This window comes from Bradyrhizobium sp. th-b2, assembly GCF_000426785.1.
In the GTDB taxonomy this organism is placed as follows: domain Bacteria; phylum Pseudomonadota; class Alphaproteobacteria; order Rhizobiales; family Xanthobacteraceae; genus Bradyrhizobium; species Bradyrhizobium septentrionale.
In genome coordinates, this window is sequence record NZ_AUGA01000145.1 from 1 (window position 1) to 7,344 (window position 7,344).

Sequence of the window (7,344 nt, forward strand, 5' to 3'; positions counted from 1 at the left end):
CGACGTGTGCATCCACCCGGATGCGTCGTCGGTTGCCAAGATCGATCTCGATCAATCCAGTACGCGCGGCCGCCACGGAGCGCACTCGGCCGTCACCCGCAGGCAAAAACTTCGGAGTTTCCTCCACTTCTGTAGCGACGATCTGCACCGGCGCAAAGGAAGGTACAACCTGCTCTGATGTCCGCGCTTGTCGACGCCAGGTAAACACCAGGCCGGCCGCTACTCCGTTGCGACGCGCAACCTCTGTCACCTTCGCGCCTGGCGCCAACGTCTCCTCGACAATCCGCGCCTTGTCATCCTGCGACCAGCGCCGCCGCCGCTCCAGCCCGCCCAAAACCTCGACCCGCATCGCCTGATGACCTTAAAGCTAGACTTAAGGTCGCACGCTTCGCGAATTACCACGCGTCACGCAAGACGGCGCCCGTCGGATGCGTACCGCTCGGCGAGCGTCGAACCACTTGAGATCATCGACAGTTGTTTCTCGAACCACGGCTTTAACGCGGCGACGATGGCAGCGAGTGCTCCTTGCGCGCGGCCAGCCGGATGTCCGGCGATGAAGCGCGTACCATGGCTTCGATCGCGTAAAGCTGTGCGATGTGCCGAACCGCGGCCTCGGCGACTTGCTGTTGCGGGCCAATTTGACGAAGCGCCGGCGTGACCAAGCACTCGCCATTGCGCCGGGATCACGTCGAGGCGTTTGGTGACATCCTCGCCGATCTTCGTCATGGCGCCGCAACCGCACGGACAAAGCGTGCTCGCAGGCTCGATGATCCGTTCCACCCGCGGCAAATGGGCAGGCAAGCAGCCGCGATTGCGATGAGAACCTTGATCCGGCACGCTCCGCGATCGGCCCTTGATCACAGCCTCGGCTCTCTCCTGAGCCGCGTCCAGGATGCCCTGCGCGACCTCACGTCTTCGAGCGGTAAATGATACTGATCTGGTCGCAGCTTTTCGGACTTCGCGCCGAACCTCTGGCCCCCTTTGCACGGAACGATAAGGCTTGTCGGCAAGCTAATCAGTTCTGATCGTACTGCTTCATCCCACACGGGCCTGAGGTTTTCAAAAAGTAGTTCATCGCGTCAAAAGATCAAAACGAGCCCGTCGACACTGCCGGTCGAGAGGTTGAGCTCGTGCTCAGTGCTCAGCAGAAACTCATGTCTTGCCTAGAGGCACAACCGTACTTGTTTCGTAATCGTTCGAGTAGCACACCTTCTGTTTGGCGCTGTTCGAACTCTTCGCCCACGAGCCACTCATCGATAGTCCGCACGCGCCCGAACTGAGCGCGGAAGCCTGACTCATGCTCCCAGATTGTGCCCCACAGCGAGACTGAGCCGATAGCGAGAGCAACTGGCCCTGGCTGGTCGGTTGGTGGAAGAAGAGGCGGGGACCGCCAGGTGTTTGCAAGCTCTCTCCGCACCGATACGTTCGCAATGAAGCGCTCGACCAGGTCCCTGGTCTTGATGGCATACACCCCGGCGTGGCCGCTATGGTTCATATTGCCGCCTGACATTGGCTCTTCAGGGTGCCAATGGCGCCAGCTATGTGGCCCAAACAGGTTCCCTTGCCAAGAGACAACCCAATACCGATGGCCAACAAGTTCGCCGACCATGTAGCTCATGCCGGTTCCTTTTCAGGCACCTTAGTCGGGACTTCGGGAAGATCAGGCGGTTCTGGACTGATCACAGGCTCGTTCAAAGGGGTCACCTCATGGCGCCTGAGAGGTTCACCAATATCGGGTTCCATCGCTGTCCACCTCATTTATTCCTTCTCTTGTACCCTCTTCGGTGTGGTTGGTTCTTATTTTCTTCAGGCAATTTGGCGGTACTTCTCTAGGACAGCAGGCCGAGCAAGACGTTGAGTGCTCACGGGAGGTCGCATTGACTGACACTCTCTCCGCCATTTCGCTGCTTCAACGAGTTTTTGATTTCCTACTGATCAAGCGCAACAATCCGATGTTGTGATCTCCCGCAGGGGGTGATCGTAAGAACGATCGCCCAAGCCCGCGAAATCGCTACATGTAGAAGCTGTAGCTGACCTGCGGCTTCTCGGTCGGGCCCACGTATTTCATGATGTCTCCGATCTTCCGGGCACACTCAAGCGTGATGGGCAGACGACCGTCCATCTGGGTGTTATTCCAGTTCATCTTGGTCAGCCCAAGTATCTCATCGCAAAGGCTCTCAAGAGACGAATCCTGTTCGTACACGGTGATCTTCAGCGGGGCTGGCACGTACATGCCGGGATACGTCTTGTAGAAATCGACGGTACCTCGCGTGTAGAGGACTCCCTCGGTCTCGGAGATCGTCATCAGCGTGCCGCGCTTCGGCGGATAGTCCTTATCACCGAACAGCCTGATGTCCGTGTCCGTTATCGCGACGAAGTCTTTCGTTCGGATGCCCTTCTCGTCGAGCGCTCTGAGAAAACCCTTGCGCTCGCTCTCGCGGTATTGGCTCGACTTGTGGATCACGATCCGAGCCGGCATGTGCTCAAGTGCTCGGTCATACTCGTCCAGCGCGTCGCGCAGCAACTCGTAGGCCTGATCCTCGCTAAGGTAAGGGCGACGATTCTTCTTGTCGATCGACACCGGCGTGCCACGCAGAATGATCCCGTGCCCGAATTCGTCGAAGACCTGAGCCAGGCTCGACGATACTGTCTCCCCGTCGCGGCTCTTGTAGAAGCCGATGCCGATGTAGCACGACCGTAGTTTCGCCGTGTCCTCAACGAGCCGCCAAGGGATCGTCTTGTTTCCTTTATAGTAGAGCGCCGTGACGAAGTTCCACGCTTTCGTCGCCGGGTCCTGCTGATCTCCCGCCTGCTTGGTGATGATGATGGTCTTCTCGCGTACCAACTGTAGTGGCGTGCCAAGGTGCATGCTCTTGGCCTTCAGAATGCGTCTGAAGTTGTGCTCAAGTTCGCTTTCCCCCGAATCATCGTCGTCGCTCTCCGCGGTCGTCGTGATGGAGTCGAACATCTCGTTCGGCATCACGCAGACGATCACGTCCACCGATCTATTCTCGGCGAGGAAGCGAATCTGCTCGTAGTAGAGCTCAACGGCCTTCTCCACTCGCTCCGCCCGGGACGCGAGCTTAACTACTGCCGAGATATCCGACTTCTTGATGGTGCGGGTGTATTGCGGAGAGTTGATGATCCTCGTCAGGAATCCGTAGTCCTGATTGATGCCGCCGAAGCCCCGAAACAGGTTCAGCAGCTTGGACCCTCCTTGCGGTCAATTCCATCCCGGCACCTCTCGAGCCAATCGTCCAAGAGGTCGATTCCTTCTCCGCGTCCGACCACGCCGATCCGCAGTTCGGTTCGACGCAACTCATCTAGCTTGTCGTAGACGCCCAAGTGCTCGATTCCCGTTCGGGGGCAAACGTGCGTGCCGGTACCGAATTCGAGCAGCGGTTCAGGTAGCGTCGTGAGTTTCATGCAGCCGTTCCTCCCGCCACTTGGATATCGTCTTCATCGTCGTCACCGACGATCGTCGCCGAGATCGATGCCGGGGAAGTTCTTCTGCTTCCGATTCAGGTTAGTGAGGTGCGGCAGGTTGTAAACTGACTTCAGGATGGGGATGAACGCATCTTCCAGCGCCAAGTTGATATCGGTTCGACCCTGGGAGGTTGCCAACTCAACCTGAACGATGATTCGGCTGACCACGTCGCGGAGCTGGTTCTCAACCTCAAGCTGCCTCATTCCGTGCCCCATCCTCTAACGGCTGATCTCTAACGATGGGAACGCAGCGGGAACATTTCAAGGGCCGGATCCTCCTTGCTGCCTTATTCCTGCGGCCGTCAGAAGGGGTCGTCGCTGCTCGCTGTGAGTGAACGTCGGGGATTGGTCGAAATGTGCCCTCAACCTGGGTATTCGGTTCGCTAGCAATTTCACGAACTCGCTGGACCCGTGCCGCACGTATCGGATGTTTAGGGGCCGGGATTTAGACCTATCCATCAGACTGCGTTGTGCAGCTGATCTCTTCGACTGCTGATCGCATCACGGCGGGAAGGCCTGAGTGGCGACGATCTTGCGTCTCCGTGGGATCTGACGGGCTTGGTATCGTCAGTAGACAATGGCGATTGCGCATCGACGATGTTGGCGCACCCGACACGATTCGAACGTGTGGCCTTCGCCTTCCGAGGGCAGCTCTTGGCGCAAAGCGGCCGTTCGTACCAGACAGCCGTCCTGCGACCGATAAGGACACATCACTTTGGAACCAGGCTCGGGAAGGGCGCCTACGCGCGTTTTCCCATCGGCACCACGTTTCCACCACTCCGCGGCACCAGCGACACGACTACAGCTCTTGCGAGGTCTTCCAAGGCGGTCGCAATGTATTTCGCGTAATGCCGCTCGATCATTTTGACTGAGGTGTTGTGCAGTTTGGCCACCTGTTGAATGGGCAAGCCCTTTCGGAGACCGCGGACGATGCTCGAGTGCCGCAAAGCATAGGGAATCACCTCTGGCATACCGGCGCGCTCGCGAATGGCCTTCCAGGGCCGTGCAAGTTCGGCTCTTTTCCATGGACCGCGTTCAGACTTCTTCCACGCGATACCCCTTGGCTCCTGTTCATGGATCCATCGCTCGAGAAGAGGTGCATCGCTTGGCCGGCCGGTAATTGCGGGTAAAAGCACCGCAATTACATCGTCACCCACTGGGACCGGGTCTGAGCCGCTATTACCCCCGCGCCCCTTGTAGGAACCCGGCACCATCAGACGCCGCGCAGAAACCTGTACGTCGCCCACGCGCATTCGCCTGACCTGGGCATACCGCGCGCCGGTCGCGGCCAAGCATACGACGATCCGATATAGATCGCCATCAAACCCAAGCTCCTGATCGACTTCATGCGCAGCTTGCAGGATGGCGCCAACCTCTTCATCCGTGAGAATCTGGTTATCCCGAGCAACCGACACATCGTCATCATCATCGATCCGCTCGGCTTTGAAGCCGGCCTTCACAATGGCGAGGAACGTCGGGTTTAGTTTCTTCCGATCTGCGGAAAGCCGCGGCCACGCGGCATTTAGTGCGGCCTTGAGGTCATTCACGAACCGCTGCTTGGTCGTGACCTTTAAGTCCTCCGGCAAACCCTCACGCCGCGTTATCAAGTCGTCCTCTTTCAAGGCATGCAGATACACCGATGCGAGAGCAGCAGCTTCAGCAGCTTCCTGATTGCCGCGCTTTTCTTGACCAAGTACGTAGCGCCGCAGCTTGGTACCGGCGTCGGATCGGACGTCGCGACCTGTTCGGCGTTTTTCTCGAGCGTCGCGTTCCTTGACGTAGGATTCAACGGCCGATCGCACGGTAGGAGCCGGGCCCGCCGCGTGCGACGCGGCTTCTGTTCTGACTCGAGCTACGGCCTCCCGTGCCGTTCCCACGGCCTGTTCGAAGGTCAGAATCCCGTCGGCGGGCTTGTCATTGATGTCGTTGGCGACGCCGACTTGCGCCTGCTTGTAGTTGCCGCCTCCGTAGTGATTGCGCCAGCGGACAAGCCAAATGCCGCTCTGTCTTCCTTTGCGATAGCCCAGATGCGCTTCCGCATCGAGGCGACGCCAATGCACGCCAAGCTCGAGCCTGGAGCGCGCTTTAGCCGTCGTAACTTGAGCCTCGGTGAGTGTCTTCGACATAGCGTTCGCCGGTTTTACGTCGAATATACGTTGAATATAAACCCATGTACATTGGCGAACAATACCGGACTAAGGGCGTTCAACCTATTGAAATTATTGAACGTCGGCGGACGATGACGAACGGAGAGGGACTTATTATTTGGCCCTCTCAAGGCTGAAACAGGGGTTCGATTCCCCTAGGGAGCGCCAGTGATCTTCCTTTCATTTTGATTTCCTTTCCTTTTTTTGATGGTTTCCCCAAACCGGAAGAAGAGGTTTGGGGAATTCTGTTCGCCTTGTGATCTTCGAGCTTTAAGATTGCGCGGCGACCGCCGCCCCGGTCATCGCATCGCGCATCCACCCGCTGTAACCCATCGACCGTGAACGGCTTTCCCCATTCAGTGGTCAAGATGCAGACGTGCTTGCGCGGAAGCGCGGCGAGCGCTGCGCGAAGCGACTGGGCCTTCTCGACTAGAACAGAAACGCCGGTTTTGCGCCTGGTGTATTCGAAGTCGTCAGCGTCGGCCTGCACCCAAGTCGTCAAATGCGTGTCAATACGAGCAGTGCCGACGTTCAGCATCAGCTCGTAAGCCGCGCGCTGTCTTGTTCCATACGCCCATCGGTCTTCGAAGGCCTTCATTTCCGTATCAGTCCAAGCACGGATCTCCTTAGATTTGCCTCGCTTGATGCCATCGGAGGGGTCGACCGATAACCACTTCAAATCGTCCTTCGCGTGTCGGATGAGGATACGAAGCTTCTTTAGCGTATCTATCTTGGCGCCGGGCTTATTGTGCAGTGGCTTGAGGATTTTCTCTTCGATGCGGTCCTTTGTCAGTCCGGCAACAGCTCGGTGTCCATGATCCCGACGTATCTGATCCATGCGATTGCGGTAGCCGGACTTACTACCCACGCCCAGGGAAGCGAAACCATCACTGTGCAGGTACGACGTAACCAGCGCACCGATTGATCGCGCCGTGTCCTTCGTTATCGACGGCCGTTTTGCCGCTTCTCAAATGCAGGACAAAGCCGCGCTATGCAAGATCATCAACGCGCTACACCGAGAAAACCGCGCATCGATCCGGCAAATCCCCGAGCCCGTTGGGCGCACGGTGCGCCTGCTACAAATCGGCGACGGTCGCGATGCGTCTATGATCGACGAGCCGGCGGCAGAAGTGTTGCGCTCGACTGAGCAACTGAGTTTGGCGAAGCCCTTCACCTATGACGTGAAAATCCACGGCGTTTTCAAAACCAATGGTGCATTCCGCATCGAGATTTTAGAGCAGAACAGAATCGTGCCCGGTAAGATCGCCGATGCGGTGCTCGATGAACCCCAAAACGTCTACACGAAGGCGCTGGACGAAGGCGCGACCCTTCGTGTCACCGCACAGCCCACAATGAAAGACGGCAAGCTGCATCGCCTGTTCATCACCGGGGCGAAGGTCGCTCCGAGGCGTCGCGCGACGAAAGCAAAGGCGAAGTGAAGGCCAACGCTGTCAACTTACGTTAAGAAGGCTTTGCACATGCCCGGCGCAACACCGAAGAGAACGCGACGCAAGGCTAACGGCGCTTGAAATAGGTGCGATACGATCAGGCCGCGCTGCGGCGCGGCCCGTTCAACGGGCATACGGCCCCACTGTTACAGGCTCGAGTTCTACCGGCTCGCTCTGAAATGATGACCAATCTGATCGCAGGTGTCCGATTTGCAGAAAGCGGTAGCAACCAGCCCTTCTGAAGGCAAAGGGTCGGTCGAAAC

Annotated in this window: 6 protein-coding genes, 1 tRNA gene and 1 pseudogene; 2 read left to right on the top strand and 6 right to left on the bottom strand. The window is 58.0% G+C overall.

The features are described from left to right. The 6 genes and pseudogenes from K359_RS0145980 to K359_RS0146015 form a co-directional block, all read right to left on the bottom strand. Positions 1 to 349, bottom strand: a 349-nt coding sequence (locus tag K359_RS0145980; RefSeq protein ID WP_029085036.1) for a transposase, incomplete at its 3' end; no start/stop codon positions are given. Between the two features lie 311 nt (positions 350 to 660). Beyond that, positions 661 to 801, bottom strand: a pseudogene (locus tag K359_RS66565) (IS66 family transposase zinc-finger binding domain-containing protein); the annotation flags it as partial. Positions 802 to 2,011: 1,210 nt separating this feature from the next. After that, positions 2,012 to 3,061 carry a hypothetical protein gene (locus K359_RS56065; RefSeq protein WP_198031285.1) on the bottom strand — a complete coding sequence of 350 codons (1,050 nt, stop codon included), beginning with the start codon at positions 3,059 to 3,061 and terminating at the stop codon, positions 2,012 to 2,014. A gap of 137 nt (positions 3,062 to 3,198) precedes the next feature. Next, positions 3,199 to 3,426 carry a hypothetical protein gene (locus K359_RS63840; RefSeq protein ID WP_198031286.1) on the bottom strand — a complete coding sequence of 76 codons (228 nt, stop codon included), beginning with the start codon at positions 3,424 to 3,426 and terminating at the stop codon, positions 3,199 to 3,201. A 42-nt stretch (positions 3,427 to 3,468) separates the two neighbouring features. Beyond that, positions 3,469 to 3,690: an SMEK domain-containing protein gene (locus K359_RS0146010; protein WP_224496575.1), complete on the bottom strand. Its 222-nt coding sequence runs from the start codon at positions 3,688 to 3,690 to the stop codon at positions 3,469 to 3,471. A 536-nt stretch (positions 3,691 to 4,226) separates the two neighbouring features. Continuing rightward, positions 4,227 to 5,612 carry a tyrosine-type recombinase/integrase gene (locus tag K359_RS0146015; RefSeq protein ID WP_029085039.1) on the bottom strand — a complete coding sequence of 462 codons (1,386 nt, stop codon included), beginning with the start codon at positions 5,610 to 5,612 and terminating at the stop codon, positions 4,227 to 4,229. Between the two features lie 114 nt (positions 5,613 to 5,726). Between K359_RS0146015 and K359_RS62645 the strand changes: the two genes are divergently transcribed. Both K359_RS62645 and K359_RS0146025 read left to right on the top strand, forming a co-directional pair. Next, positions 5,727 to 5,801 (top strand) — tRNA-Glu (locus tag K359_RS62645). 764 nt (positions 5,802 to 6,565) lie between these two features. Beyond that, complete coding sequence (locus K359_RS0146025) at positions 6,566 to 7,072, top strand: hypothetical protein (RefSeq protein ID WP_029085040.1); 507 nt, start codon at positions 6,566 to 6,568, stop codon at positions 7,070 to 7,072. Positions 7,073 to 7,344: the final 272 nt, after the last annotated feature.

Bases quoted from the DNA above. Each gene is read 5' to 3' on its own strand.
- K359_RS63840 (WP_198031286.1), bottom strand. From the start codon at position 3,426: ATGAAACTCACGACGCTACCTGAACCGCTGCTCGAATTCGGTACCGGC.
- K359_RS0146010 (WP_224496575.1), bottom strand. From the start codon at position 3,690: ATGAGGCAGCTTGAGGTTGAGAACCAGCTCCGCGACGTGGTCAGCCGA.
- K359_RS0146015 (WP_029085039.1), bottom strand. From the start codon at position 5,612: ATGTCGAAGACACTCACCGAGGCTCAAGTTACGACGGCTAAAGCGCGC.